The 22,238-nt window shown below is 72.8% G+C and carries 23 protein-coding genes and 1 pseudogene; 10 read left to right on the top strand and 14 right to left on the bottom strand.

From position 1 onward, the window contains the following. The first annotated feature begins 3 nt into the window (after positions 1-3). The gene (locus IEY56_RS12175) at positions 4-936 is read left to right on the top strand and encodes a M56 family metallopeptidase (RefSeq protein ID WP_189037171.1); all 933 of its coding nucleotides are present in this window, start codon (positions 4-6) and stop codon (positions 934-936) included. 157 nt (positions 937-1,093) lie between these two features. Here IEY56_RS12175 and IEY56_RS12170 read toward each other — a convergent pair whose 3' ends face one another. After that, positions 1,094-2,305, bottom strand: a complete 1,212-nt coding sequence (locus IEY56_RS12170; RefSeq protein WP_189037170.1) for a cytochrome P450 — start codon at positions 2,303-2,305, stop codon at positions 1,094-1,096. 195 nt (positions 2,306-2,500) lie between these two features. Between IEY56_RS12170 and IEY56_RS12165 the strand changes: the two genes are divergently transcribed. Together IEY56_RS12165 and IEY56_RS12160 are read left to right on the top strand one after the other, a co-directional pair. Further along, positions 2,501-3,181, top strand: coding sequence for a helix-turn-helix domain-containing protein (locus IEY56_RS12165; RefSeq protein ID WP_189037169.1), 681 nt, complete (start codon positions 2,501-2,503; stop codon positions 3,179-3,181). 75 nt (positions 3,182-3,256) lie between these two features. Next, the gene (locus tag IEY56_RS12160; RefSeq protein WP_189037168.1) at positions 3,257-3,439 is read left to right on the top strand and encodes a hypothetical protein; all 183 of its coding nucleotides are present in this window, start codon (positions 3,257-3,259) and stop codon (positions 3,437-3,439) included. A gap of 60 nt (positions 3,440-3,499) precedes the next feature. On the opposite strand, the gene IEY56_RS12155 is transcribed toward IEY56_RS12160, so the two are convergent. Beyond that, positions 3,500-4,750 carry a cytochrome P450 family protein gene (locus IEY56_RS12155; RefSeq protein WP_189037167.1) on the bottom strand — a complete coding sequence of 417 codons (1,251 nt, stop codon included), beginning with the start codon at positions 4,748-4,750 and terminating at the stop codon, positions 3,500-3,502. A 97-nt stretch (positions 4,751-4,847) separates the two neighbouring features. Here IEY56_RS12155 and IEY56_RS12150 point away from each other — a divergent pair, with 97 nt between their 5' ends. Further along, the gene (locus IEY56_RS12150; protein ID WP_189037166.1) at positions 4,848-5,525 is read left to right on the top strand and encodes a TetR/AcrR family transcriptional regulator; all 678 of its coding nucleotides are present in this window, start codon (positions 4,848-4,850) and stop codon (positions 5,523-5,525) included. A 132-nt stretch (positions 5,526-5,657) separates the two neighbouring features. Here IEY56_RS12150 and IEY56_RS12145 read toward each other — a convergent pair whose 3' ends face one another. Further along, on the bottom strand, positions 5,658-6,317 hold the full coding sequence (locus IEY56_RS12145) for an FMN-dependent NADH-azoreductase (protein WP_189037165.1): 660 nt from the start codon (positions 6,315-6,317) through the stop codon (positions 5,658-5,660). A gap of 111 nt (positions 6,318-6,428) precedes the next feature. On the opposite strand from IEY56_RS12145, the gene IEY56_RS12140 reads away from it, so the two are divergent. The 3 genes and pseudogenes from IEY56_RS12140 (at position 6,429) to IEY56_RS12130 (ending at position 8,356) form a co-directional block, all read left to right on the top strand. After that, entirely contained in the window at positions 6,429-6,824 is a 396-nt protein-coding gene (locus IEY56_RS12140; RefSeq protein ID WP_373292071.1) for a winged helix-turn-helix transcriptional regulator, read from the top strand. 51 nt (positions 6,825-6,875) lie between these two features. Continuing rightward, positions 6,876-7,793, top strand: a pseudogene (locus IEY56_RS12135) (hypothetical protein); the annotation flags it as partial. Between the two features lie 221 nt (positions 7,794-8,014). Further along, positions 8,015-8,356, top strand: coding sequence for a rhodanese-like domain-containing protein (locus IEY56_RS12130; RefSeq protein WP_189037164.1), 342 nt, complete (start codon positions 8,015-8,017; stop codon positions 8,354-8,356). A 225-nt stretch (positions 8,357-8,581) separates the two neighbouring features. On the opposite strand, the gene IEY56_RS12125 is transcribed toward IEY56_RS12130, so the two are convergent. The 5 genes from IEY56_RS12125 to paaA all read right to left on the bottom strand — a co-directional run bounded on the left by IEY56_RS12125 (position 8,582) and on the right by paaA (position 12,405). After that, entirely contained in the window at positions 8,582-9,721 is a 1,140-nt protein-coding gene (locus IEY56_RS12125; protein ID WP_189037163.1) for a 2Fe-2S iron-sulfur cluster-binding protein, read from the bottom strand. Positions 9,722-9,729: 8 nt separating this feature from the next. Next, positions 9,730-10,212, bottom strand: coding sequence for a 1,2-phenylacetyl-CoA epoxidase subunit PaaD (paaD, locus tag IEY56_RS12120; protein WP_189037329.1), 483 nt, complete (start codon positions 10,210-10,212; stop codon positions 9,730-9,732). An 83-nt stretch (positions 10,213-10,295) separates the two neighbouring features. Continuing rightward, positions 10,296-11,063 (bottom strand): 1,2-phenylacetyl-CoA epoxidase subunit PaaC, encoded by a 768-nt coding sequence (paaC, locus tag IEY56_RS12115; protein ID WP_189037162.1) that lies wholly within the window; start codon positions 11,061-11,063, stop codon positions 10,296-10,298. After that, the gene (gene paaB / locus IEY56_RS12110; protein WP_045863699.1) at positions 11,060-11,347 is read right to left on the bottom strand and encodes a 1,2-phenylacetyl-CoA epoxidase subunit PaaB; all 288 of its coding nucleotides are present in this window, start codon (positions 11,345-11,347) and stop codon (positions 11,060-11,062) included. Before paaB ends, paaC begins: the two co-directional genes overlap by 4 nt. Further along, positions 11,344-12,405 carry a 1,2-phenylacetyl-CoA epoxidase subunit PaaA gene (gene paaA / locus IEY56_RS12105; RefSeq protein WP_229711822.1) on the bottom strand — a complete coding sequence of 354 codons (1,062 nt, stop codon included), beginning with the start codon at positions 12,403-12,405 and terminating at the stop codon, positions 11,344-11,346. The genes paaB and paaA overlap by 4 nt, the downstream gene beginning before the upstream one ends. Positions 12,406-12,552: 147 nt before the next feature. Between paaA and IEY56_RS12100 the strand changes: the two genes are divergently transcribed. The 3 genes from IEY56_RS12100 to IEY56_RS12090 all read left to right on the top strand — a co-directional run bounded on the left by IEY56_RS12100 (position 12,553) and on the right by IEY56_RS12090 (position 15,566). Then, positions 12,553-13,257, top strand: coding sequence for a DUF5819 family protein (locus IEY56_RS12100; RefSeq protein ID WP_229711821.1), 705 nt, complete (start codon positions 12,553-12,555; stop codon positions 13,255-13,257). 206 nt (positions 13,258-13,463) lie between these two features. Further along, the gene (locus IEY56_RS12095; RefSeq protein ID WP_189037328.1) at positions 13,464-14,720 is read left to right on the top strand and encodes an HTTM domain-containing protein; all 1,257 of its coding nucleotides are present in this window, start codon (positions 13,464-13,466) and stop codon (positions 14,718-14,720) included. 33 nt (positions 14,721-14,753) lie between these two features. Continuing rightward, complete coding sequence (locus IEY56_RS12090; RefSeq protein WP_189037327.1) at positions 14,754-15,566, top strand: TrmH family RNA methyltransferase; 813 nt, start codon at positions 14,754-14,756, stop codon at positions 15,564-15,566. Positions 15,567-15,642: 76 nt separating this feature from the next. On the opposite strand, the gene IEY56_RS12085 is transcribed toward IEY56_RS12090, so the two are convergent. The 6 genes from IEY56_RS12085 to IEY56_RS12060 all read right to left on the bottom strand — a co-directional run bounded on the left by IEY56_RS12085 (position 15,643) and on the right by IEY56_RS12060 (position 22,237). Continuing rightward, positions 15,643-16,215 carry a bacterial proteasome activator family protein gene (locus tag IEY56_RS12085; protein WP_189037161.1) on the bottom strand — a complete coding sequence of 191 codons (573 nt, stop codon included), beginning with the start codon at positions 16,213-16,215 and terminating at the stop codon, positions 15,643-15,645. 64 nt (positions 16,216-16,279) lie between these two features. Continuing rightward, positions 16,280-17,281 (bottom strand): hypothetical protein, encoded by a 1,002-nt coding sequence (locus IEY56_RS12080; protein WP_189037160.1) that lies wholly within the window; start codon positions 17,279-17,281, stop codon positions 16,280-16,282. Positions 17,282-17,375: 94 nt separating this feature from the next. Further along, complete coding sequence (locus IEY56_RS12075; protein WP_189037326.1) at positions 17,376-18,365, bottom strand: NAD(P)H-quinone oxidoreductase; 990 nt, start codon at positions 18,363-18,365, stop codon at positions 17,376-17,378. Between the two features lie 242 nt (positions 18,366-18,607). After that, positions 18,608-19,735 carry a potassium channel family protein gene (locus tag IEY56_RS12070; protein WP_189037159.1) on the bottom strand — a complete coding sequence of 376 codons (1,128 nt, stop codon included), beginning with the start codon at positions 19,733-19,735 and terminating at the stop codon, positions 18,608-18,610. Positions 19,736-19,748: 13 nt separating this feature from the next. After that, complete coding sequence (locus IEY56_RS12065; RefSeq protein WP_189037158.1) at positions 19,749-21,227, bottom strand: molybdopterin molybdotransferase MoeA; 1,479 nt, start codon at positions 21,225-21,227, stop codon at positions 19,749-19,751. Continuing rightward, positions 21,224-22,237 (bottom strand): NTP transferase domain-containing protein, encoded by a 1,014-nt coding sequence (locus IEY56_RS12060; RefSeq protein WP_189037157.1) that lies wholly within the window; start codon positions 22,235-22,237, stop codon positions 21,224-21,226. The genes IEY56_RS12065 and IEY56_RS12060 overlap by 4 nt, the downstream gene beginning before the upstream one ends. Position 22,238: the final 1 nt, after the last annotated feature.

Below are 22,238 nucleotides of genomic sequence, written 5' to 3'. Positions count from 1 at the left end.
GCGATGGGCGTATTCGTCTTCCTGCCACTCGTCCTGCCCCTGACGGCCTGGCCCATCGCCAGACTCGCCCAGCAGCGCCTCGATCCCCGCGCCGCGGCCCGCCTGCTGACCGCGGTGGCCGTCGTCCTCGCTGTGTCCAGCACTCTGTGCCTGGCACTGATCATGGTTGTCGGAACTGCCCAGCTTCCCGGCAACCCGCTGCCCGACGGCTGGTCCGATCCCGAGGTACGCAAGGCGGTCCCCTTCGACGAAGTAGCAGGCAAGGTCGCCATTCCCGCTCTCGTCGCGGTGGCGGTCGCCTGCGGGCGGACGCTGTGGCGCCACTCCCGGGTACGACGTCAGGCTGTACGGGCACTACGCGGACTGCCGGCCACGCAGATCGCCGTACTGCCCGACGAGACCCCCTACGCCTACGCCCTCCCCAGCCGTGAGCGGGGGCGGATCGTCGTCTCCACGGCGATGCTGACATGCCTGGACCAGCACGAGCGAGAAGCGCTGTTCGCCCATGAGCGGACGCACCTCGTCGCCCACCACCACCGCTTCCTGCTGGCAGCCCAACTGGCCGCACGGGCGAACCCGTTCCTGCGTCCGCTGAAGACGGCCATCGCGTTCAGCGCAGAACGCTGGGCCGACGAGGCCGCCGCCCGCACAGTCGGAGACCGGCGGCTGGTGGCCCGTGCCGTCGGCAAGGCCGCGCTCGTCTCGCGTCCCAGCCCCACTCAGTCCCTCGCCGGCTTCGCGGCCCCGGGCCCGGTGCCGCGTCGGGTGCGCGCACTGCTCGAACCTCCACCTGACGCCCGCACCCTGCCTCCTACCGCCACCGCCGTGGGTCTGGCCCTGTGGACGGCCGCTGCCGGCACCACGGCCTCGGCCCTCTCATCGGCCAACGCGACCGTGGCGCTGGTCTCCGTCCTCCACGCGGCGACCCCCTTGTGAGCCGGGATGCGACGAGGCTTCAGTGCCGCACGGATCCACGGTGAGCGGCAGCCGAAGCTCCGGCGGGCGGAGTCTTGATCGACGTCCGGCCACCGACAGGGCGCACGTCCCGGCGCCAATGCGGCGCTCACGGTCTACGTGAAGGCGCGCGCGGAGGTCATCGCGCCCCGTCCCAGGTGACCGGAAGGCTCTTGACCCCGTAGATGTCGGCGGTCTCGGGGCGCAGGCGTACTTCCCCGGCGGGGACGGCGAGCCGCAGTGTGGGGAAGCGGTCGAAGAGCGCGCGGAACGCGACCCCCATCTCGACCCGCGCCAGTTGCTGGCCGAGGCACTGGTGGACGCCGTGGCCGAAGGCGAGGTGCCCGCCCTGCTGCCTCCGCAGGTCGAGCACGTGGGGATCGGTGAAGCGCTCCGGGTCACGGTTGGCCGTGTTGTACGAAAGGATCACCCGCGAACCGGCCTTGATCGTCCGGCCCCCCAGTTCGACGTCCTCCAGAGCCGTCCTCATGAACGTCTTGGCGACGCTGAGGTACCGCAGCAGCTCTTCCACGGCACGGTCGGTCAAGGCGGGGTCGGCGCGGAACGAGGCCAGTTGCTCCTCGTCGCGCAGCAGCGCGAAGGTGCCGAGGGCCAGCATGTTGGCGGTGGTGTCGAGCCCGGCGGCCAGCAGGATCAGGGCGATCCCCTGCAGCTCCTCGTCGGTGAGGTCGCTGTCGGTGAGGTCGCTGAGCACGTCGTCGGTGGGGTCCGAGCGCTTGGCGGCCACGAGTTCCGCCAGGTAATCCTGCGTCGCGGTGTAGGCGGCTGTCAGGTCCTCGTCGCTCGTCTCGCCGTTCATGAACGAGTCGATCTGCTCCTGGAAGGACCCCCGGTCCTCGTACGGCACCCCCAGCAACTCGCAGATGACGACGGCGGGGATGGGCTTGGCGAACGCGGTCACCAGTTCGGCCGGCGGTCCGGCCTCTTCCATGGCGTCCAGGCAGCCGGCGGTGATCTGCTCGACGCGTTCCGTGAGCATCCGCATCCGCCGGACCGTGAACTTCCCCATCAGCGGCTTCCGGTAGCGGCGGTGCCGGGGGCCGTCCATGAGGAGGAACTCGCCCGGCGGCGCCGGCGGTATCTCCATGTCCCCGAAGTCGATGGTCGGGTGGAGCATCAGCTCCTTGCGCGAGCTGAACCGGGGGTCGGCCAGTACGGCTCTGACGAGCTCGTATCCGGTGACCAGCCAGCCGGGCCTGCCGCCGGGAAAGGTGTAGCGGCTGACGGGGCCGTGCCGGCGCGCGTCGAGCAGCTCCGCGGGCGGGTCGAAGGGGCAGCCGGGCTCTCGTGCCTGCGGCATCGCCGTGACGGTGTGGACGGATTCACCCATAGCCATTCCCCGTTCTGCTCGCCGTTCCGCGCGGTTGCGCGTTCAGCAGATATTGAAAGCTACGTTGCATTCCAATTTCCGTCAATTGAATGAATGCTATTCATGCAGGTGGGTGGCGGTAAATTGATGCAATGGCGCTGCTGCCGAATGCAATGAAGCGTTGCAATGAATGTCGGCGAAGGCAATACTGGTCCGATGCCAGGAGGACGGTTGACACAGCAGGAACGCCAGCGCATCGCGGCCGGACTCGCCGACGGGCTCCCCTACGCCGAGATCGCCAGGCGGCTCGGCCGTCCGACGTCGACGATCAGCCGCGAGGTCGGCCGCAACGGGGGCCCGGGCGGCTACCGGCCGCACCAGGCGCACCAGGAGACGGTCCGGCGCGCCCGGCGCGGCTCACCGGCGCCCCGGCGCGCGGGCGGCGAGCCGGGCCGCGCGGGAGGCACGGAAGAGGAGATCGTCGAGCTCGCGGTCAGGTCGGGGATGCCGAGGACGACGGCGCGCGTCCACGTCGACCTGCTGCTGTCCGAGGACGGCAGGCGTACCGCGGCCGAGCTCGCGAGCCGGCTGAACGTCAGTCCCGCCTCGGTCTCCGTGGCCGTGAACTTCCTCGTTCAGCAGGGCTTCGCGCGGCGCGAGCGCGATCCGCGGCGCCGGCGTGACATCTACGTCGTCGACGACGACGCCTGGTACCACTCGGTCGTGGTCGGCGCCCGTCTGACGCTCGACTCCGCGCGGGCCGCGATCGCCGCGGCGGAGGAGTTCGGGCCCGACCACCCCGTGGGGCAGCGGCTGCGGAGGGCGGGGACGTTCCTGGAGAGGGTCATGCTCGACATGGTCGATTCGGCCGACCGCCGGCGCCCGCTCCTGTCGTGAACTGCTCTCGTGCCCTCGCCTCTTCGTGCCCCCGCCCCTTCGGCCGGGCTCCTGTGCGGGCGCCGCGCCCTCCAAGTGTCCCTACGACCTGGGAAGTCCGAGACGGGAGGCCTCGCCGGAAACGGAGCCGAGCGGAACGCCATCCCCGGTGCCGACCTCTTCACCGACGACTGGCACGGACGGGTCCTCTCCGCCAAGGCGGGTGACGAAGTCGTCCACTGGACGGACGAGCCGCTGCCGGACCCTGTGGACCGGTGACCTGGCCCTGCCCAGTACCGGCGCACGTCCGCTGGTGACGACGCCCGCGACGAGGCCGTGTCACCAGCGGACCTGCAGCGAGCGCAGGCCGCGCAGCAGGCCGGGGCGCCAGTCCGGCCGTTCGGCGTCCTCCGCGAGCGCCAGGCCGGGCAGGCGCTCCAGCAGTGTGCGCAGCGCGATCGAGGCTTCGAGGCGGGCCAGCGGGGCGCCGAGACAGTGGTGGATGCCGTGGCCGAAGGAGAGGTGCGCACGGGTGGCTGCCGGGTCGCGGGTGATGTCGAAGCGCTCGGGGTGCGGAAAGCGGATCGGATCCCGGTTGGCGGCCGCGAGGTAGAGCAGCACCGTCTCGCCTTGGGGGATGCGGACGCCGGCCAGCGTCACGGGCTCCGCCGTGTACCGGAACGTCGCGGCCTGGGCGGGTGGTTCGTAGCGCAGCGCCTCCTCGACGGCACCCTCCAGCAGCGACCGGTCCGCGCGCAGGGCGGCGAGCTGCCCGGGATGGGTGAGGAGGAGCCGGACGGCGCTGGAGATCAGGTTGGCGGTGGTCTCGTACCCGGCGACGAGCAACAGGAAGGCCATGCCGAGGAGTTCGTCGGATGTGAGCGCACCGCCGTCCTCGTCGGCGGTGCGGACGAGTGCGTGCAGCAGGTCGCCCGCGTCGGGGCGGGGTGTTCGGCGTTTGCGGCCGACGAGATCGAGGAGGTAGGCGCCCATCGACTGGGACGCCGCTGTGGCCGCCTCCGGCGAGGACGGGGCGACGATCTCCGTCGACCAGGCGCCGAAGGAGGTGCGTTCCTCGGCGGGTACGCCGAGGAGTTCGCAGATCACCGTGATGGGCAGGGGGAAGGCGAATTCCTCGACGAGGTCGGCGTGGCCTTTCCGGGCGACGGAGCCGACGAGTTCACCGGCGATGCGCTCGACGCGCGGACGCAGGGCCTGGACGCGGTGTGCCGTGAACTCACGGGCGACGAGCCTCCGGAGCCGCGTGTGGGCCGGCGGGTCCGCCTGGAGCATGTTGGGGCCCACGGCGTAGGTGCCGTCGTCGTCCCAGTTCGCGGAGTGCCGGATGTCGTTGCGCAGCCGGTCGTCGGTGAGGGCCGCCCGCACCTCGCGGTGCCCGAGGACCATCCAGCAGGGGCCCACGTCGGTCAACCGGACGTGCTGGACGGGCCGGTCGGCGAGCAGCCGCGCGTAGAGGGGGTAGGGGGCGGTCAGCAGTGTCCGCGCCTCGTCCGTCAGGTCGACGGGGAGCGGTGCTGAGGCGGAGCGGGGAGGGTCCGGGTGTCCGGTGTCGGCGGGCTCGGCGCTCATCGGCGGCTCCAGAGAGAATCAAGTGAGGAGTGGTCCCCACTTAAGCGACCGTAGCAGGGAAGTGGGGAGTGCTCCACGGTCGGGTACGGTGCGCTGCGTGAGACGAGACGCGCAGCGGAACCGCGAGGCGGTCCTCGCGGCGGCCCGCGAGATCTACGCGGAGCAGGGCGTCGAGGCGCCGCTCGACGTGATCGCCCGGCGGGCCGGGGTCGGCAACGCCACGCTCTACCGGCGCTTCCCGGACCGGGCCTCCCTCATCGAGGCCGTCTTCCACGACATGCTCACGGCCACCGTCGAGGCCGGTGAGGAAGCGCGCAGGGCGGAGGATCCCTGGAGCGGTCTGATCTCCTACGTCGAGCGTCTCTTCACGGGGCTCGCCGCCGACCGCGGCGCGACCGACCTGCTGACCACCGGCGTCGAGGGCCTGCCGACGCTGGACGCCCTCCACGCGCACAACGCCGAGACCTTCCGCGGGCTGCTCGCGCGCTGCGTACGCGAGGGGACGGCGCGCGACGATCTCTCGGTCGAGGACCTGCTGTTCGCGCTGGCGGTGGTGGGACGTGCGGTCCCTGCCGCGGAGGCTGCCTCGCCGGGCTCGTGGCGGCGGTTGCTGGCGCTGTTCGTCGACGGGCTGCGCAAGGAGGGGGCGTCGCCGTTGCCGGCGGAGCCCCTCAACGGCGAGCAACTGGCGGGTGCGCTGCGGGAGTTGCACGGGCGGCGCGGCAGGGAGGCGGGTTCCGGGGCGGGCGGCGCAGGGGGCTCGGGGAGGGGCTGACCCGCGTCAGGGGCCGCCCGTCTGCTTGCCCGTACGGCCTGCGCGGACGTCCCGCCCGTACGCCCGCGAGCCCGCCGGCAGGCGCCGGTGGGCTCGGTGGTGGCTCGCCGGGGTGTCCGGGCGGCCGGCTGTTCAGGCGGCCGCGGTGAGCCGGGCGGCGAGGTTCTTGGCGTGCGTCTCCGCCGCCTCGTGGGCCCGGGCGCGCGAGACCTCCGCCTGGTCGACGAGGGACTCCATGCCCGGGGTGACGGGGGCCAGGGTGAGCTCCGGGACCACGAACTCCACGTCCAGGCCCATGACCTCGCCCAGGACCTTGCCCAGGTAGTTCTGCACGAACTCGAAGCTCTCGCGCGGGGTGCCGGGCCCGTAGCCGCCGCCCCTGCTGGCCACCACCACGGTGGGCGTGCCCGCTCCGGAGGGCTTGTCCGTGCCCGCGGTGCGGCCCTGCAGGATCACGTGGTCGACCCACGCCTTCAGTGTCGAGGGGATCGTGTAGTTGTACATCGGCGCCCCGATCAGCACGGCGTCCGCCTCCTCGAGCTCCCGGGCCAGCCGGTCGCGGAGCGCGTAGGCGGCGGCCTGTTCGGGGGTGCGGGCGTCCGGCGCGGCGAAGCCGGCCGCCGCGGCAGTCTGGTCGAGGTGCGGCAGCGGATCGGCTGCCAGGTCCCGGTGGACGACGGTGCCCTCCGGGTGCTGCTCCTCCCACGCGGTGCGGAACGACGCGGCGACGGCGCGCGAGACGGAACCCTCCTGCGGGAAGAGCGAGGAGTCGATGTGAAGCAGGGTCGCCATGAGGGAAGCTCCTTTGGATGCATAAGTAGGTGCGCTTTAGGGCTGCAACTATTGATAACACAGGAGCTTACTTTTTTTCATCCCCTTGTCTCGGCGCAGTACCCTTGAGCCATGGCAGAGCCCGGGAACCAGACGCAGGAGGAAGCGGCGCCCGCTGTCGAGCAGTGCATGGCGCCTGAGAGCGGGATCACACGGGTCTTCCAGATGCTGGGCAAGCGCTGGACCGGACTGGTCCTGGCGGCGCTCATGAACGGGCCGGGCCACTTCGCGCAGCTCCGTCGCGCGGTACCGGGCATCAGTGAGCGCATGCTCTCCGACCGGCTGAGCGAACTGGGCGCGCTCGGCCTGGTCGTACGGACCGTGGAGGAAGGCCCCCCGCTGCGGGTCAGCTATCGGCTCAGCGACGCGGGCCTGGCGCTCAAGCCCGCGATGACGGAGCTCACGCGCTGGGCGGACGCGCACCTGCCCGACGAAGCGGCCGGCTGCCCGCAGGAGTTCCGCGCGTGATCCGCGCAGGCGCGCTGGGAAGGCCGGACGCCCTTCCGTAGGGTGGGCCCGATGAAAGCGAACCCGGAAGCGCAAGCCGAAGAGCCGGAGCAGCCCGGGCAGCCGGACGACCGAGGGCAGCCGGACGGCGTGCCCGGCCCTGCCGGATCTCCGGAGCAGGCGCCCGCCCCGGACGGGGGCGGGCAGGCCGGTGAGCCGGGCACGGAGCGGCTGGAGCGGGCGGTACGGGCCGCCGAGACCGCGCTGATCGAATACGAGATCGCGGTGGAGACGTTCCGCATCGAGATCGAGAACTTCTCCCGCCTGCACCACCAGCGCCTCGGCCCCATGTACGCGCGCCTGGACGAGCTGGACGCGAGCATCGCCGAGGTGGCCGCGGCGATCAGCGGCGACCCGGACGACCTGCGCAAGGCGCGGGAGCTGCGGGCGGCGGTGCTGCCGATGCCCCGCGTCGAGGAGCTGTTCCACGGCTGGATCGACTCCGAGGGGCTTTCGCCCGAGGCCTCCGCCATGCTCACCGAGCGGAACGTCCGGCCCCCGAGCCGGGTGCGTCCCAGCGAGGAGGCGCGCAAGGCGTACCGGGAGCTGGTCCGCAAGGCCCACCCCGACCTGGCGCAGGAGGAGGCGGAGCGCAAGCGGCGCGAGGAGTTCCTTGTGCGCGTCAACAAGGCCTACGGGGACGGTGACACGGACGCGCTGCGCGAACTGCTGGAGGAGTGGGAGGCAGGGCCGCGCGAGGAGGAGCCCGAAGCGCGGCTTGCGCAGAGCGAGTTGCTGTACGCCCGGCTGGAATGGCTGGCGGAGCGCAAGGAGGCGCTGACCGCCATGGTGGCCGAGATGGAGCAGAGCGCGATCGGCGCGATGCTGAAAATGGCCCCGGACGACCCCGACAAGCTGCTGGAGGAGATCGCCGAGCAGCTGCTGCAGCAAGTGGCCGAGCGGGAGGCGGAGTTGGGGCGCCTGACCGAGGTGATGAAAGCCGGCGGGGCGGTGCGGCCGGAAAGCGAGCCGTCCGGAGCGGCGGACTCGGCCCCTGCGGACGTACCTGCGGCGGACGTGTCCGCGGCAGGTACGTCGGCCGGACCCGGAGCCGCGGAGAATGCGGACGGAGCCGCCCCCGGTGCGGACAGCGGACGCGGCGCGGGTGACGCCGGCACGGCCGCGGAAGAGAACTGAGAGAGAGCCGAGCAATGCAGAACGGTCAGTTGCCGCAGGTCGACGTCGCGTCGGTGCCCGCGGACGCCCTGTTGCTGGACGTCCGCGAGAACGACGAGTGGGCCGCGGGCCGCGCCGAGGGCGCACTGCACATCCCCATGAGCGAATTCGTCGGCAGGATCGGTGAGTTGCACGAGCGCGCCGGCGAGGGCGAGCGCGTCTACGTGGTCTGCCGCGTGGGCGGGCGCTCGGCGCAGGTCACGCAGTACCTGCGCCAGCAGGGCGTCGACGCGGTGAACGTGGACGGCGGCATGCTCGCCTGGGAGGCGGCCGGACGCCCCCTCACGGGTGACACGGACCCGGCGCACGTCGCCTGACGGCTCTCCTGACGGCTCTTCCGGTGCCTCGGCGGCCCGCGACGGCAGGTCCCGCGGACCTTCAGGCGGGCCCAGAACAGGACGGGCGCCGTACGCAGGCAGAGCCCTGTGCGCAGGACGGGCGCAACGCCGTCCCGCGCGCCCCGCTTCCCGGTCCGGGACTTGGGCATCCCCCGGGCCGCCCGGGTACCGGCCCGGACCCGGTCATCCGCCTCGGGCTCGGCCTCAGCCGTCGAAGTCCACTTCCACCGCTGACGTGAGGGGACGGGACTGGCAGGCGAGCACGTACCCCGCCTCCAGTTCGTCCTCCTCCAGGGCGTAATTGCGCTCCATGTGGACGTCGCCCGAGACCAGACGCACCCGGCAGGTGCCGCACACGCCGCCCTTGCACGCGAACGGTGCGTCGGCGCGGTGGCGCAGCACCGTCTCCAGCACGGACTCGCCCTCGTTCATCGGCCAGGAGCCCGAACGTCCGTCGAGAGTCGCCGTGACCGCGGCGGCCCGGGCAGCGGCTGCGCCGTCCGCCCCGGCGCCCGGCGCCCGGGCTGCCTCGCCCGCGGGCGCCGCCGGTGCGTCGGTGACGTGGAAGATCTCCTGGTGGATGCGGCCCCGCGGTACGCCCAGCTCGCGCATCGCCCGCGACGCGCCTTCGACCAGGCCGAGCGGGCCGCACAGGTACCAGCCCGCGATCTCCTCGACGGGCAGCAGCGCGGGCAGAAGCTGCCGCAGCCGCTCCGTGTCGAGACGGCCGGACGGCAGGCCGCTCTGCTGCTCCTCCCGGGAGAGCACGGTGACCAGCTGGAAGCGGTGGGGGAAGCGGTCCTTGAGGTCGGCCACCTCCTCCAGGAACATCGTCGACGCCGTCGACCTGTCGCTGCGGATCAGGCAGAAGCGCGACTCGGGCTCGCGCGCGAGGAGCGTGGCGGCGATGGAGAGCACGGGAGTGATGCCGCTGCCGCCCACCACGGCGGCGAAGTGGCCGGGCCGGGGTTCGAGGACGAACCTGCCGGCGGGCGGCAGGACGTCCACCGTGTCGCCCGGGGCCAGCTCCTTCACGGCGTAGGTGGAGAAGTCGCCGCCCTCGATGCCGCGTATGCCGACGCGCAGCGTCTCCGGGGCGTCCGACGAGGGGGCGCACAGCGAGTACGTCCGCCTGACCTCCGAGCCCGTGTACGCCGCTGAGCCCGAGTCCGCTCCCGCCGAACCGTCGGCGCCTTCGCCACGGTGCCGGCGCAGGGCGATGTGCTGGCCGGGCGCGTAGCCGTACAGGGAGCGCAGCTCGGGCGGCACGGCGATGGTCAGTGCGACCGAGTCGTCTGTGAGCCGGTCGACGGATGCGACACGGAGTGCGTGGAAGGTGCTCACGGCGCCGCTCACACCTCCTTGAAGTGGTCGAACGGCTCCCGGCACGCCTCGCAGCGGCGCAGCGCCTTGCAGGCCGTGGAGGAGAACCGGCTGATCAGGCTCGTCTCGGTCGAGCCGCAGTTGGGGCAGCGGATGGCCAGCGTGAGCGGCACGGGCCCGGAGCCGCCGGGTGAACCGCCGCGAGGCGGCGCGATGCCGGCCTCGGTGAGCTTGCGGCGCCCCTCGTCCGTGATGTCGTCCGTGCTCCACGGGGGAGCGAGGACGGTGCGCACGGAGACCTCCGCGACGCCGTGCTCCCGCAGAGCCTGTTCGATGTCCGCGGCCATGGTCTCGATCGCGGGGCAGCCGGTGTACGTCGGAGTGATCTCGACCTCGACGGGACCGCCGGGACTCTGCTCCCGCACGGCCCGCAGCACACCCAGCTCGGCGAGTGTCACCACGGGGAGTTCGGGGTCGGGGACGGAGCCCGCCACCGTCGACAGCTCCTCCAGGCGCCGCCCGGCGGCGGCGGAGACGGAGGAGGCGGGGGCAGAGGCGGCGACCGCGGCGCCTGCCGTGCCGTGCGCCGTGCCGGTCACCACGACGCCCCCGGGTGGCTGCGGTGGAGGTGCTGCATCTCCGCGAGCATCCGCCCGAACGGCTCGGTGTGCAGGCCCTGACGGCCCGCGCCCGCCGCCCACGCCCCGCTCTGGGGGCTGTCCGGAACCGTGAGGGTGGCGGACGTCAGTACGCGCGTGACCCGCTCCGTCCAGCCCGCCCTCAGCGCCGCCCAGTCGACCGCGCCCACGGGAGCCGGCCCCGGCAGCGGCTCGAACAGCTCGCCCGTGTACCTCCACAGGCCGTCCACGGCCCGCTGCGTACGGGCGTGGCTCTCCTCTGTGCCGTCGCCGAGGCGGATCGTCCAGTGCTCGGCGTGGTCGCGGTGGTACTCGGCTTCTTTGACGGCCTTCGAGGCGAGCGGATCGCCGAGCTCCGCGAGCTGGCCGAAGAGCAGCTCCTGGCAGGCGGAGAAGAACAGCTGGCGGACCATCGTGCAGGCGAAGTCGCCGTTGGGCTGCTCCACGAGCTGGCAGTTGCGGAAGGACCGTTCCTCGCGCAGGAAGGCGAGTTCGTCCTCGTCGCCGAGTTGTGAGTAGAGCACGCGCGCCTGACCGAGAAGGTCGAGGGCGATGTTGGCCAGCGCCAGCTCCTCCTCCAGCACCGGCGCGTGACCCGCCCACTCCCCCAGCCGGTGCGAGAGGACGAGCGCGTCGTCGGCCAGCGGAAGGAGCGGGCTGTCGAGCGCCGCCTCCGCGCGCGTGGCTGCCCCGCCGCCGGCAGGGGTGTCCTGGGAGCGCGTCACAGGTTCCGCACCCCTTCCGGTACCTCGTAGAACGTGGGGTGGCGGTACGGCTTGTCCGCGGCGGGCGCGAAGAAGGGGTCCTTCTCGTCGGGGGAGGACGCGGTGATCGCCTCGGACGGCACCACCCACACGGAGACGCCCTCGGAGCGGCGCGTGTAGAGATCGCGTGCGTTGCGCAGCGCGAGTTCGGCGTCGGGTGCGTGCAGGCTGCCCGCGTGAGTGTGCGACAGGCCGCGCCTGCTCCTCACGAACACCTCCCACAGAGGCCAGTCGCTGCTGCTCATCGTGGGCTCACCGCCGTCTCCCCGTCGTGCTGATCCTGTGTCTGCGCCTGCGCCCGCGGCTGTTCCTGTGCCACTGCCTGTGCCGCTGGCCGGCCCGTGCCGCGCTTCGCTGCGTACGCCGCGGCCGCGTCCCGCACCCAGGCGCCGTCCTCGTGCGCCTGCCTGCGGCGGCCGATCCGCTCCTCGTTGCACGGCCCGTTGCCCTGCAGCACCTGGCGGAACTCCTCCCAGTCGATCGGGCCGAAGTCCCAGTGGCCCCGCTCCTCGTTCCAGCGCAGGTCCGGGTCGGGGAGGGTCAGACCGAGCGCCTCGGCCTGCGGCACGCAGATGTCCACGAAGCGCTGGCGCAGCTCGTCGTTCGAATGACGCTTGATCTTCCAGGCCATGGAGCGGGCGCTGTGCGCGGACTCGTCGTCCGGCGGGCCGAACATCATCAGCGACGGCCACCACCACCGGTCCACGGCGTCCTGCGCCATGGCGTGCTGGGCCTCGGTGCCCCGGCTCAGCGCGAGCAGCAGCTCGAAGCCCTGCCGCTGGTGGAAGGACTCCTCCTTGCAGACGCGGATCATCGCCCGGGCGTACGGCCCGTAGGAGCAGCGGCACAGCGGCACCTGGTTCGTGATCGCCGCGCCATCGACGAGCCAGCCGATGGCGCCCACGTCCGCCCAGGTCAGGGTGGGGTAGTTGAAGATCGAGCTGTACTTCTGGCGGCCGGAGTGCAGCTTGTCGAGCAGCTCCTCGCGGCTCGTGCCGAGAGTCTCCGCGGCGCTGTAGAGATACAGGCCGTGGCCCGCTTCGTCCTGCACCTTGGCCATCAGGATCGCCTTGCGGCGCAGCGACGGGGCGCGGGTGATCCAGTTCGCCTCCGGCTGCATCCCGATGATCTCGGAGTGCGCGTGCTGGGCCATCTGCCGGACCAGCGTCTTCCGGTAGTCGTCCGGCATCCAGTCCCGCGGTTCGATCCGCTCGTCCGCGGCGATCGCACCTTCGAAATCCGCAAGCGGGTCCGCCGGACCCTCGGAGCTCTGTGCGCCTTCGCCGAGCAGCACCGATGTCATCTCGACCCCCTTGCCGACGGCCGAAGCCGCGCCGCCTACCGACCGATCGTTCGGTTCAATGGTGAGGTGCGGCCCCATAGGGTGTCAAGGCTCGAATAATCTCTGAGGCCGTACCTCGGGACATGAACGTGGGGAGCAGGGGAGGGCATGGAGCCAGCAGAGCAGCAGGCACCGCCGCCGGAGAGCGGCGGGCGGCCTGGGGAGGCGCGCGGTGGGGGCCACGCGGCCATGTCGCTGCCCGCGCGCATGATCATGGCTGTCTCCGTGGCGGCGGTGGCCGTCGCCGTGGCCGTCCATCTGGTGATGGTCTTCCTGCACGTCGCGCCCTCGAACACCATGACCAAGAAGCACGGTCAGGGCGTCGACGACTACATCTACCCGGAGTTCGAGCAGAACTGGAAGCTGTTCGCTCCCAACCCGCTGCAGCAGAACATAGCCGTGCACGCCCGCGCGAAGGTCGCCAAGCCCGACGGCGGCACGGAGACGACCGGCTGGGTCAACCTCTCCGCCATGGACGGCGAGGACATCGACCACAACGTCGCCCCCAGCCACATACAGCAGAACGAGCTGCGCAGGGCGTGGGAGTTCTACAACGGTTCGCACGACGACAAGGGCAAGCCCGTCGGACTGCGGGGTGATCTGTCCGAGACCTACATCAAGCGAATAGTGATGCTCCGCTTCGGTACCGAGCTCAACGGCGGCACGGTGGAGCGCATCCAGGTCCGCTCCGCGACCACGCCGGTGGCGCCGCCGCCGTGGAGTGACGAGAAGGCGGACACCAAGACCGACTACCGGGTCCAGCCCTGGTGGCAGGTCGGCAGCGCGGACATTCCGGGGGGCTGGGAGAAGTGAGCGAGCAGTACGGACCCCACGGCGAGCGCACCGACGGGCCTTCCTGGGCCGGCGGCCGTGCGGAGGCCCCCCTCGCGGACGGCGAGCAGCAGCCCCCGTACGCGGACGGCCCTTCCCGTGCGGGCAGCGAGCAGCAGGCCCCGCCCACCGGCCCGTACGGGACCCGGAACCCCTCTCCGGCCGGTGACGCCCCCCACCCCGAGACCCTGCCCGGCGAAGCCGCGGACGGCGCGAGCCCGCCCGACAGCGCGTTCGCGAAGGGCGTCGCCCGTATCACCGGGAGCGCCCTCGCTCCTTACCAGACGGCGATCGTGCGGATCGGCTTCGCCGCCACCTGGCTCTTCTTCCTCCTGCGCGAACTGCCGCACCGCCACGAGCTGTACGGACCGGACGGCCCGTGGGGCTGGAACCTGGCGGACAGGCTCATCGAGTCGAACCACGCCTTCACCGTCCTGCTCTGGACGGACAGCACCGCCTGGTTCGAGTTCGTCTACGTCCTGGCGATCCTCTCCAGCGTCACGCTGCTGATCGGCTGGCGCTCCCGCACGTCGTCCGTGCTGTTCATGATCGGCGTGCTGTCGCTGCAGAACCGCAGCGTGTTCATGGGCGACGGCGGGGACAACGTCATCCACCTGATGGCGATGTACCTGGTGCTCACCCGGTGCGGCCAGGTCTGGTCCCTCGACGCGCGCCGCCTGCGCCGCCGCGGCGGCGGAGACGGCCGGGCCGTGCAGTCGGACGCGACAGGCGTCGTGCTGTGGGCCGTCTTCGGCGCGGTGATGGTCGGTGCGACGGCTCTCGGCGGGCTGAGCATCGGCTGGGGCCTGTTCTTCTGGGCGCTGTGGGCGTCGCAGGCGGTGTGGCGCATGGCCGCCCGGTACGCGCCGCACAGCGAGGCACGCACCGTGTGCGACATGCTCGCCAACCTCGTGCACAACGCGGCGCTGCTGGTCATCGTCGTCGAGGTCTGCCTGATCTACTCGACGGCCGGCTGGTACAAGATCCAGGGGTCCCGCTGGCAGGACGGCACGGCCGTCTACTACCCGATGAACCTGGACTACTTCTCGCCGTGGCCCGAGCTGAACTCCATCCTGGCGGGCAGCGGCCTCCTGATGCTGCTCATCACCTACGGCACGGTCGCCGTCCAGGTCGCCTTCCCGTTCGCGCTCTTCAACCGGCGAGTGAAGAACGTGCTGCTCGCCGCCATGATCACGGAGCACGTGAGCATCGCCGTGCTGCTGGGGCTGCCGTTCTTCTCGATGGCGATGGTCGCGGCGGACGCCGTGTTCCTGCCGACCGCCGCGCTGCTGTGGATGGGCGCACGTGCCTCGGGCGGCCGGAAGCGGCTCCTGTCGCGGCTGGGCAGGCCCGGCGCCGGTGCGGACGGGAGCCCCGGTGCGGACGGCGAGAGCCAGTCCGCCGTGCCGCGCCAGAGGTCCGGCGAGAACGTGTCCGTACGCTGACCGCATGACAGGACGGTCGGCCGCGTGAACGACATGCACGACGGGCAGGGGGCCGCCGGGCCCCCTGCCGAGGCGGATGCGCTGCTGCGGCAGTGGCGCGCGACGGCGGCGGAGAGCGTGCTGCTCGACGGCTTCCACGCGCTGAAGCACGCTCTGCGGTTCGAGGCGGAGATTCCGCTCGCCCTGGCCGCGGACCGTCGCGCGGTGCTCGCGCTCGCGGAGGAACTCGCCCCCGACCTGACCGGCACGCTGTCGCAGAGGCTGCACGAGGTGCCCGCGGAGACGCTGAGCGGGCTCGTGCCGCGCCCGCATCCGACCGGCGTCGCGGCGCTCGCCGTCCGGGGCAGTGGACGCTCAGGGGGCTCGCTGATCCGTACGGCCGCCGGCGGTGCCCAGAGCGATGTCCGTACGGCACCCGCCGTGGTGCTCGACAACCCGCGCCACCTGGGAAACGTCGGTGCGGTGATCCGGCTCGCCGCCGGGGCCGGGGCGGCGGGAGTGCTCACCACCGGCAGTGTCGATCCGTGGCACCCCAACGTGGTGCGAGCCAGTGCCGGACTGCACTTCGCGACGGTGGTCGAGCAGTGCGAGCCGGAAGCTCTGCCGTCCGGTCCGCTCTTCGCACTGGACCCTGAGGGCGAGGACGTCCGCACGGTCGCACTGCCCGACGACGCGCTCATCGCCTTCGGCTCCGAACGGCACGGCCTGTCCACCGCGCTGCGGGAGCGCGCCGACCATCTGGTGGCCCTGCCCATGCAGCCGCAGGTCTCCAGCTACAACCTGGCCACGAGCGTCGCCATGACGCTCTACCACTGGATGGCGGGACGGCCGCCGGCCGCGGGCTGAACCCGCACACCACGCCCCCGCGGCCCCGTAGAGCCGGACGCCCCGAGGACTGATCGCCGCCCCGCGGAGCGGCCGATCAGAGGTAGGGCCCGCCCGAGCGGGGCGACCGGCCGGACTCGTGGTCCCCGAGGATGCCCTCCTCCGGGAGGCTGCCGGGGGGCAGCGCCCTGCGCATCTGCTCCAGCTGCGCGCGGGCGGCCATCTGCTGTGCGAACAGCGCGGTCTGGATGCCGTGGAAGAGACCTTCGAGCCAGCCGACCAGCTGTGCCTGCGCGATGCGGAGTTCGGCCTCGGTCGGCACCGAGTCGTCGGTGAACGGCAGGGAGAGCCGCTCCAGCTCCTCGATCAGCTCGGGGGCGAGGCCGTCCTCGAGCTCCTTGATCGAGCTGGTGTGGATCTCCTTCAGCCGTACGCGGCTCGCCTCGTCGAGCGGAGCGGACTTCACCTCTTCGAGCAGCTGCTTGATCATGCTGCCGATCCGCATGACCTTCGCGGGCTGCTCGACCATCTCCGTGACGGGAACCTCAGCCTGCTCGTCGTCCTCCCCGCCACCGCCCTTGGGGTCGGCGCTGCCGAGAGCCATGCCGTCCGGGCCGACGACCAGGACCTGCTGGTTCTCCCGCTGACGTTCGTTGCTCGGCTGTGTCATGCCCCCATTCTGCATGTCCGGTACCCGCGGGCGGCGACCGAGGTCCGAACACGGGGGCGGCCCGTCATCCCCGTCGCAGCCTCAGTGCGAGAAGGCCCAGCCCGAGGCCGATGGAAGTCAGCCCGGCGCCCAGCGGGAGCACCGGGGAGACCCTGTGCGCGGCAGGGGACCTCGCCTCCTGCTCCGTCCCGCCCGGTGCGTCCCCTTCGGGGCGGTGACCCGGCACGTCGGCCTCACCGTCGCCGAATACGCCGCCCTCGACGCTGGTGTCCCCGCCGTGCCCGTTCCGCTCGCGGTCCCCGTGCCCGTTGCCGCCGCCCTCACGGCCGCCGTCCTTCGCCGCCGCTCCCCGGCCCGGGTCCGCCCGGCGTTCGGCGCGGCCGCGCGGCCTGTCCGGCTCGGTCCCGCCGCCCGGACGACCCGTCTGCGGGGAGGGGTCGCGGGCGTCGCGGCGGCCGTCAGCCGTCCCCCCGCTGTGGTGGGGGCGGGGGGACGAGGAGTGCCGGTCCGTACCGGGCGTCCGCACGGAGCCGGACGAGTCCGACGATCCGGAGGGCGCGGAGGAGCCGTCCGAGGACGCGGACGAGCCGGAGGGCCGCTCCGACCGGGGGGAGCGGCCCGTGGAATCCCCGGCCGGCGGGCTGCCCGGTTCGGTGCGGCTGTGCTGACGTCCCCCCTGGGGGGACGGGGCCGAAGTGCCGTCGTCGTCCGGTGACTTCTCCGCCTTCCGGGTCCCGGAGCCGGCGGTGACGGACCGCTGCGCGGACCGGGTGGTGAGGACGGGCGCTCCCGCCGCGGATCCCGTATCGCTCAGCAGCTCCCGGATTCCGGCGAGGCGGTTCCCGTCACGCACGGCATCGGTGCCCGCTCGTACGGCGCCGGTGCCCGCCCGCACGGAACCGGCGGCTTTCGCGGCGACCCCGCCGATCTCCGCGGAGCGCGCCGGTCCGCCGGGCTGCGGCTGCCTGTGCGGTACGGACGCCGCGCTGGTGAGGGGCGTGACCAGCAGTACGACTGCACACGGCAGCAGGGCGGTCGCGCGGAGTCTGTGGCGTCCGTGCCTCACGGCAGAGACCCTCCCGGGGCCGGTAGTCCAATAATGCAATCAGCGTTACATAGTTGGACAAAACCGGCATCCGGGAGGGTCGGTGCGGGGTCTGCTACGACTCCGGCTGCGAGGTCAGCAGGATCTTGCCGATGTGGCTGCTCTCCTCCAGCGCACGGTGGGCGTCGGCGGCCCGGCTCATCGGCAGCGTGCGGTCGACCACCGGCTTCACGCGCCCGTCGGCCAGCAGCGGCCAGACGTGCTCCTTCACGGCCGCGACGATGGCCGCCTTCTCGGCAGCCGGACGGGCACGCAGCGAAGTCGCCGTCACCGCCGCCCGCTTGGAGAGCAGCGCGCCCAGGTTGAGTTCGCCCTTCACGCCGCCCTGCAGGCCGATGATCGCAAGGCGGCCGTTGAAGGCGAGGGCCTTGACGTTCTTCTGCAGGTACTTGGCTCCGATGATGTCGAGGATGACGTCGGCGCCCTGTCCGTCGGTGGCGGCGCGAAGCTCCTCGACGAAGTCCTGCTCGCGGTAGTTGATCAGGATGTCCGCGCCGAGCTCGGCGCACCGGTCGAGCTTCTCCTTGCTGCCGGCGGTCACCGCGACCCGTGCGCCGACCGCCTTCGCGAGCTGGATCGCCATGGTTCCGATGCCGCTGCCGCCGCCGTGGACGAGAAGGGTCTCGCCGGGGCGGAGGTGGGCGACCATGAAGACGTTCGACCAGATCGTGCTGGTCACCTCGGGCAGCGACGCGGCCGTCGTCAGGTCGATGCCGTCCGGGACGGGCAGGAGCTGGCCGGTGGGGACGGCGACCTGCTCGGCGTAGCCTCCGCCGCCGAGCAGCGCGCAGACCTCGTCGCCGACCGCCCACGTGCTGACGCCCGGGCCCAGCGCCGTGATGCGCCCGGAGCACTCGAGGCCGGGATACGGGGAGGCGCCGGGCGGAGGGTCGTAGAAGCCCTGCCGCTGCAGCAGGTCGGCGCGGTTCACGGCGCTCGCCGCGACCTCGACGAGCACTTCGCCCTCGGCCGGTTCGGGGACGGGGACCTCGGCCCATACGAGGGCGTCGGGTCCGCCGGGTTCGGGGATGGTGACGGCGTGCATCGTGGAATTGGACGTACCCATGGGGCCGACGCTACTCCCAGGCCGCCTCCGAACGGCACCGCCCCGCTGGGTACTTCCGGCGCTCGTCCCCGAGCCCGGACCGCAACTGCCGTCCCCTGCCCGGCGCGAGAGCCGTACGGGGCCGTCCGCCCGGAACCGCCATGAGTGCATGCGCGACTCGGCGGACGGGCTGGACGCGGACCGGGCTCAGCGGCTGCCGGCCGCGTGCGTGGAGGGGCTCCTCACCGGCCTCCGCCGCGCTCGTTCCGCCAGAACCCGACGCCGCCCGCACCGCCCGGTCCCCCGGTGCCGCCCGTTCCGCCGTGCGTCGGATCGGTGCCGGAGGTGGGGCCGCCCGGATGCGGTGTGGAGGAGCGGTGGATCACCACGATCCGGTCGGTGGACTGCAGCGGATCGGCTTCGGGGTTGTCGTAGCCGAGGAGCCTGTGGCCCCTGACGACCGTCACCACGAGGTCCTTGCACTCCCTCGGCGGGCGGCCCACCTCGGCCTTGGTGACCGGACGCTCGTTGAGGCTGAGCCCGGAGCCCTGCTGGATGAGGTCCTCCATGACGGAGCTGGCGTGCGGGCTCAGCACGGAGAGGCCGAGGAGGCGTCCCGCCGCGCTCGCGCTGGTGATGACCGAGTCGGCGCCGGACTGGCGCAGCAGCGGCACGTTCTCCTCCTCCCGCACCGCGGCGACGATCTTCAGGCGCGGGTTGAGCTGCCGCGCGGTCAGCGTCACGAGCACGGCGGTGTCGTCGCGCTGCGTGGCGATGACGATCTGCTTGGCGCGCCGCACCTCGGCGCGGGCGAGGACGTCGCTGCGGGTGGCGTCGCCCGCGACGCTCACGTAGCCCTCGTCGTTCGCGGCCTTCGCCACGTGGTGGTTGGGGTCGATCACCACTATCCGGTCCCGGCCGACACCGGTGGAGAGCAGCGTCTGAGCCGCCGAACGGCCCTTCGTGCCGAAGCCGACGACGACGGTGTGGTCGCGCAACTGGGACCTCCAGCGGGACAGGCGCCACTGCTCGCGGGTGCGGTCCGTGAGCGCCTCGAGCGTGGTGCCGATGAGGATGATCAGGAAGAGGACGCGGAGCGGCGTGACGAGCAGGATGTTCGCGATGCGGGCCCCGTCGCTGGCGGGGGCGATGTCGCCGTAGCCCGTCGTGGAGAGCGTGACGGTCGTGTAGTAGACGCAGTCGAGGAAGCTGACGCTGTCGTCTGCGTTGTCGTGGTAGCCGCCGCGGTCGAGGTAGACGATGAGGACGGTCGACGCCAGCACCAGGAACGCGGCCAGAAGCCGTCTGCCGACCTGGAGTTGGGGGCTGACCTCGGAGCGGGGCAGCAGTACGCGGTGCTGGTCTGTCACGTGAGTACGTTACTCACCAGCCGTGCCAGGGGAGCGGCAGAAGCGAAACCCGCGACCCGGCCGTCGCCCCACCGGGCGGTACGACGGCCAGCGCGGTCGCGGTGGCGATGCCGCGCAGCATGGCGGGTCCGTTGTAGAGCAGCGGACGGGCGTGTGACTGCTCCGGCGAGTGGACTACCGGTACGAGCCTGGTGTCGCGGGGATGGCCCTGCACTCCGTCGCTGAGCGGGGCGGACGGCGGCGTCCCGGAGGGGCGGTCCGCGAGCGTGCGGATCAGTGGCGCCGCGAGCGTCATCAGCCCGGACAGCGCGGCGAGGGGGTTCCCCGGCAGGCCGACGAGGTACGGGCCCGAGCCGTCCGGCTGCCGGCTGCCGCGCCCCGCGGGGAGGCGTGCCAGCAGCATGGGGTGCCCGGGCCGGACCTGCACGCCCTCGACGAGGAGGCGCGCGTTCGCACGGGCGAGGGTGGGGCGCAGATGGTCGACGGGGCCGCGCGCGGTGCCGCCCGTGGTGACGAGGACGTCGGCGGTGGTCGTCGAGACCGCTTCGTGGAGAGCCTCGGCGTCGTCGCCGAGCCGCCTGGTGACCAGGACGTCCGCGCCGAGCGCCGTGAGCCACGGCTCGACCATCGGCCCGAGCGCGTCGCGGATGCGCCCGTCACGGGGGACGCCCTTGTGCAGCAACTCGTCGCCCAGGACGAGGACTTCGGCGCGGGGGCGCCCGGTGACGGTGAGCCGGTCGTACCCGGCGGCGGCCGCCAGGCCCAGCACGGCGGGGGTGACGGAGGTCCCGGAGGGCAGCAGGCGGTCCCCCGAGCGGCACTCCTGGCCGCGGGGACGGACGTCCGCACCGGGTTGCGGGGTGTGCGTGGCGCGCAGCCGGGTCCCGTCGAGCTCGCCGTACTCGTGGCGCAGCACCGCGCTCGCGCCCGGCGGTACGCGGGCTCCCGTCGCGATGCGGACGGCGCGTCCGTCGGGCAGGGTGCGCGGGCGGCGCCGGTCGCCGGCGAGGAGGCCGTGACCGGCGGGGCGTTCCCCTTCGGCGAGTTCCCAGGGGCCGGGGCCGGAGACGGCCCAGCCGTCCATGGCCGAGGTGTCGAACGAGGGCAGGTCGGTGAGGGCGTCGAGAGGCGCGGCGAGCGTGTGGTTCAGCGCCTGGCCCAGGGGGAGGGTGCACGACGGCAGGGGGCCGGCTACGCGGGAGGCGTACGTACGGGCGTCGGGCCAGGGGAGATCGTGCGCGTGGTCGCGCCCGCCCTCCGGTGCCTCGCGGCGCGTCCCGCCCCGGCGTCCGGATTCCCCGGCGGGGCGTCCGCCCGGTCCGTCGTGGCATCCGCCGCGCGCAGGGGACGACGGGCCCGCTGTCGCGGGTGTCCCCGCCGTGCCGTCCGTGCCTTTTGCCGCGCGCGCGGGGGTGCCGGCTCGCGCGGTGACGTCGCGCCGGCGTTCGTTGGCCAGCGCCAGCGCCTCGTCGAGATCGTCGGAACCGCTCATCGGTCGCCGTCGGCTTCCCCGGCCGGTCCCGCTTCCTCCGCCTCGGCCGCCCAACGCGCGGCGAGCTGCACGGCTTTGCGGGAGGCTTCCGCGACGTCCTGCGGAGAACCGCCCCGCATCGCCGCCGCGTAGCCCACGAGGAAGGTCGTCAGGGGCGCGGCCGGGCGGGCCACGCCGTGGGCGGCGTCGCGGGCCAGGTCCAGAAGCATGGCGTTGTCGACGTCGAGTTCCACGCCGAGTTCGGCCTTCGCGGCGGTCATCCACTCGTCCAGCACGGTGTCACGCTCCCTGATGCGTGCCCTCGCGGCGGCGACGTCGTCCCAGGTGTCGCAGTCGAGGGCGTCGGATGTGTCGGACGACGCGCGTACGCGACGAAGTCTCAGCTCAGGAAGGAGAAGCCGCAAGGGGAGACCTTGGAGACTTCCGTACTCGGTGTGCAGCAGCGCCAGTTCACGGCGAAGCGATTCGGCGCGGTAGGCGGCGAGGAGGGGCTGGTCGCGGCCGTCGTCGACGAGGGCCCCTTCGTAGCCCGCGGGCCCGTCCCCCGCGTCCTCCGCCCGCGCCGCATCACCGTCTTCGCGTCCGGGCTCGGCGTCGACCCCGGCCAGCAGCGTCCGGACGGTCTGCGCGCGCAGGAACGGCAGGTCCGCAGAGAGGACGAGGACGAGCGGCTCGGTGGTGTGCCGCAGCCCCGCGGCGAGTGCCGCGAGGGGGCCGCCGCCCGGCGGCTCCTCGCGCACCCACGTCACCGGCCGCGGCGTCGGCCTGCGCGGACCGACGACGACCGTGGCCGTCGCGTCCGCGCAGGCCGACAGCACGCGGTCGAGCAGCGGCCTGCCGCCGACGGTCACGGCAGGCTTGTCGGCGCCGCCGAGACGCCTGGCGCCGCCGCCGGCGAGGACGACGGCGTCGTGTCTGCGGACGGGGGCGTCCCCGCGGGGGGAACCCCTCCCGTCCTCGGGGCGGGCGCCCTGGAGGCGCGGACTGCCGGTGGGGCCGTCGGATGTCACG

This window comes from Streptomyces daqingensis, from assembly GCF_014645895.1.
In the GTDB taxonomy this organism is placed as follows: domain Bacteria; phylum Actinomycetota; class Actinomycetes; order Streptomycetales; family Streptomycetaceae; genus Streptomyces; species Streptomyces daqingensis.
Note: the sequence above shows the minus strand (reverse complement) of the source record. Positions and strands in the feature narration are given on the sequence as shown.

Bases quoted from the DNA above. Each gene is read 5' to 3' on its own strand.
- paaB (WP_045863699.1), bottom strand. From the start codon at position 11,347: ATGAGCAGCAGCGACTGGCCTCTGTGGGAGGTGTTCGTGAGGAGCAGG.
- IEY56_RS12145 (WP_189037165.1), bottom strand. From the start codon at position 6,317: ATGGCGACCCTGCTTCACATCGACTCCTCGCTCTTCCCGCAGGAGGGT.
- IEY56_RS12130 (WP_189037164.1), top strand. From the start codon at position 8,015: ATGCAGAACGGTCAGTTGCCGCAGGTCGACGTCGCGTCGGTGCCCGCG.
- IEY56_RS12090 (WP_189037327.1), top strand. From the start codon at position 14,754: ATGCACGACGGGCAGGGGGCCGCCGGGCCCCCTGCCGAGGCGGATGCG.
- IEY56_RS12140 (WP_373292071.1), top strand. From the start codon at position 6,429: ATGGCAGAGCCCGGGAACCAGACGCAGGAGGAAGCGGCGCCCGCTGTC.
- IEY56_RS12155 (WP_189037167.1), bottom strand. From the start codon at position 4,750: ATGAGCGCCGAGCCCGCCGACACCGGACACCCGGACCCTCCCCGCTCC.
- IEY56_RS12165 (WP_189037169.1), top strand. From the start codon at position 2,501: ATGCCAGGAGGACGGTTGACACAGCAGGAACGCCAGCGCATCGCGGCC.
- IEY56_RS12065 (WP_189037158.1), bottom strand. From the start codon at position 21,227: ATGAGCGGTTCCGACGATCTCGACGAGGCGCTGGCGCTGGCCAACGAA.
- IEY56_RS12100 (WP_229711821.1), top strand. From the start codon at position 12,553: ATGGAGCCAGCAGAGCAGCAGGCACCGCCGCCGGAGAGCGGCGGGCGG.
- IEY56_RS12170 (WP_189037170.1), bottom strand. From the start codon at position 2,305: ATGGGTGAATCCGTCCACACCGTCACGGCGATGCCGCAGGCACGAGAG.
- IEY56_RS12085 (WP_189037161.1), bottom strand. From the start codon at position 16,215: ATGACACAGCCGAGCAACGAACGTCAGCGGGAGAACCAGCAGGTCCTG.
- paaA (WP_229711822.1), bottom strand. From the start codon at position 12,405: ATGACATCGGTGCTGCTCGGCGAAGGCGCACAGAGCTCCGAGGGTCCG.
- IEY56_RS12075 (WP_189037326.1), bottom strand. From the start codon at position 18,365: ATGCACGCCGTCACCATCCCCGAACCCGGCGGACCCGACGCCCTCGTA.
- IEY56_RS12175 (WP_189037171.1), top strand. From the start codon at position 4: ATGGGCGTATTCGTCTTCCTGCCACTCGTCCTGCCCCTGACGGCCTGG.